Raw genomic sequence first — 3,201 nt, 5'->3', positions numbered from 1 at the left:
TGGTACTCGGGCAAGACGACCGGCCGTTCGGATTTCGTCTTCCGCCTGAGCGTGCGCGCCTTCCAGAAGTCCCTGGGCCTCAAGGAGACCGGCAAGGTCAGCCCCGAATTGCTGGTGGCCGCGCGGCGCGAAAAGAACAAGGCCCCGGCCGAGGAGCAGGCCCGGCTCAAGGTCCTGGGAGAGAAGGGACCGCCGGACGTGTGGGAGTCCATCTTCGCGCCCGAGCGCCTGGCCGAGGCCCGCGAGTTCTACAACGCCAACCAGGCCCTGCTGGAGGAGATCCGCAAGGCCTACGGCGTGCCCCCGGCCGTGACCACCGGGCTTCTCACCCTGGAGACGCGCACCGGACGCTTCCTGGGCGACGACCTGGCGCTCAACAACCTGGCCAGCCTGGCCGCCTGCACCACCGCCGACCCCGTGATGGACGCCTTCCAGGGCGAGCGCGTCACCCCGGACCGCAAGGCCTGGCTGGACGCCAAGGCCGCAGAGACCTCCGCCTGGGCCTACAAGGAGCTCAAGGCCCTCTTCCGCTACGCCCAGGAGAACCGCCTGGACGTGACGGCCATGCCCGGGTCCTACATGGGGGCCATCGGCATCAGCCAGTTCATGCCCACGAGCCTCCTGGCCTACGGCCGCGACGGCGACGGCGACGGCCGCGTGGACATCTTCAACCTGCGCGACGCCATGCACTCCATGGGCAACTACCTCAACGCCCACGGCGTGAAAGGCAACCTCGACGACGACGCGGCCGTGCGCGCCGCCCTCTTCCGCTACAACCACTCCCAGACCTATGTGAACACCATCATGGGCCTGGCCGCCTGGCTCAAGGGCGCGCCCTCTCCGGTGGCCGGAGGGCAGACGGGGCAGTAGGCGGAGCGCGAGGCCTCTACGGACAACCTTTTTCTGCCCGTCCCCCCACACGGAAAATGCGTGTTCCGCGCATTGTGGGCCGTTCCGCAAAGAGGTATGAGGGAGGCATGAAGTTGGAGCCCTGAAGCTTCCGTACCGCGTGGTGGGCGATGATCAAGCGTATTCCGGTGGCGCAGCTGAAGCCTGGCATGTTCGTGCACGGGTTCGACCTTTCCTGGTTCAGGCACCCCTATGTGTCGACCCGGTTGGGCGTCGTTCGCGACAAGCGCCTCGTGGAGGAACTGACCCGCCTGGGCGTGCGCCATGTGGAGGTGGACACCGAGCAGAGCCAGACCCTGACCGGGGAGACGGCGCCAGCCCCCCCCGACGTGTCCCCCGCGCCCCCGGCGGCCGAGGGCTCCCCCGCGCGCCCCGACGCGCCCCGGCTGGCCCTCTGCCCCCCGCCCGGCGACCAAGCCGCCGCCGTCCGCTTCGCCCGCAAGCTCTTCGACCACGCCATGAACGCCACCAGGGGCCTCATGGCGGACGTCTCCCGGGGCGACCCCGTGGACCTTGACGAGCTCAAGCCCTGCATCGCCAAGGTGGTGGAGTCCGTGAACACCAACGAGGACGTGCTCCACCTGGTGCTCTCCCTCAAGGCACACGACGACTACACCTACACCCACTGCCTCAACCTGGCCGCCCTGGGCGTGCTCCTAGGCAAGACCCTGGGCCTGGAAGGCGACCAGCTGGAGCTTCTGGGCCTGGCGGGCATGCTCCACGACGTGGGCAAGTGCAAGATCCCCGGAGGCCTCGTCTCCAAGCCCGGGCCGCTCACCCCCGCCGAGTTCGAGACCATGAAGGGGCACGCCCTCCTGGGCTACGAGCACCTGGCCGCCCAGCAACATCCCGGCCTGCCCGAGAGTGTGTTGCGCGCCGTGCTCGAACACCACGAACGCCTGGACGGCACGGGCTATCCCCAGGGCCTCGCGCGGGGGGGCATCCACCCCTTCAGCTCCATCATCAGCGTGGTGGACATCTACGACGCCCTCACCTCCGACCGCGTCTACCGACCGCGCATCTCCGGCCACCTGGCCCTGCGCACGCTCTTCAACCTGCGCGGGCAGGCCCTGCCCGAGGAGCTTGTGGACAGCTTCATCAAACGCCTGGGGGTCTATCCGGCCATGAGCGTGGTGCAGCTGCGCAATGGCTGCTACGCCCTGGTGACGCGCCAGACGCCGGGCAAGCCGCTCTTCCCCGAGGTGATGGTGTTCTGCGACAAGGACCGCAAACCCCTTTACCGCAGGCGCGTGGACACCTGGAGGCTCTGCGGCGAGCTCTCCAGGAAGGAGTTCGAGATCCAGCGCACCGTGGAGCCCAGCGAAATGCCGCCGCCCCAGGCCGTGTTCGCTCCCGCCCCGTGAGCGCGAAGCCAAGGCCGCCGAGGAACGATGGATGAGCGCCCTCAAGCGCATTCCGATGGAAAAGCTCCGGCCCGGCATGTTCGTGCACGGCTTCGAGCTCTCCTGGTTCAAGCATCCCTACCTGACCACGCGCATCGGCCTCGTGCGCGACGCCCGCAAGGTGGAGGAGCTGCGCGCCCTGGGCGTGCCCGGCGTGGAGATCGACACGAGCCGCGGCCTCGACGTGGAGCCCGATCCCCTGCCCGAACCCTGCGCCCCCGCTGAAGAAGCCCCGGTCTGCAAGGACGTGTCGGAGGAAGTGCCCCCCCAATGGGACACCGGGCAGACCCTGCGCTTCGCCCGCAGGCTCTTCGTGCAGTCCATGGAGTCCACCCGCCAGTTCCTGGCCCAGGCCGAGGCCGGCAAGGACCTGAACATGGACGAGGCCAACCGCATCGTGGGCGTGATGGTGGAGACGGCCAAGTCCAACCGGAGCGTGCTGCGCCTGCTCTCCGTCCTCAAATCCTACGACGACTACACCTACACCCATAGCCTCAACGTGGCGGCCCTGGGCGTGCTCTTCGGGCACGACCTGGGCCTGCGCGAGGACAAACAGCGTCTGCTGGGACTCTCCGGGCTCCTGCACGACGTAGGCAAATGCCTGATTCCACGCGAGATCCTCACCAAACCCCAGTCGCTCACCCCGGCGGAGTTCGAGGTGATGAAACGCCATACCGTTCTGGGTTGGCGCTACGTGCAGGACCAGGGCCAGATTTCCGGACCTGTGGCCGAGGCCGTGCGGGACCACCACGAGCGCCAGGACGGCACGGGCTATCCCCGGAACCTCAGGGGCAACGGCATCTCCGGCCTGCCCAGGATCCTCTCGGTGCTGGACGTGTACGACGCCCTCACCTCCGACCGGGTCTACCGCGCAGGGCTCTCGCCCCAC

3 protein-coding genes are annotated in these 3,201 nt (G+C 68.4%); all 3 read left to right on the top strand.

Features of this window, described 5'->3' with window-relative positions:
- The coding region (locus tag ACV4UX_RS18110; protein ID WP_491594679.1) for a lytic murein transglycosylase at positions 1-870 on the top strand (870 nt) is incomplete at its 5' end.
- 149 nt (positions 871-1,019) lie between these two features.
- Positions 1,020-2,273 (top strand): cyclic di-GMP phosphodiesterase, encoded by a 1,254-nt coding sequence (locus ACV4UX_RS18105; protein ID WP_491594678.1) that lies wholly within the window; start codon positions 1,020-1,022, stop codon positions 2,271-2,273.
- A 31-nt stretch (positions 2,274-2,304) separates the two neighbouring features.
- The coding region (locus tag ACV4UX_RS18100) for a cyclic di-GMP phosphodiesterase (protein WP_491594677.1) at positions 2,305-3,201 on the top strand (897 nt) is incomplete at its 3' end.

The sequence above is a fragment of the Fundidesulfovibrio sp. genome, from assembly GCF_058402725.1.
The sequence above is the reverse complement of the archived record's forward strand: the minus strand, read 5'-3'. Positions and strand labels throughout refer to the sequence as shown.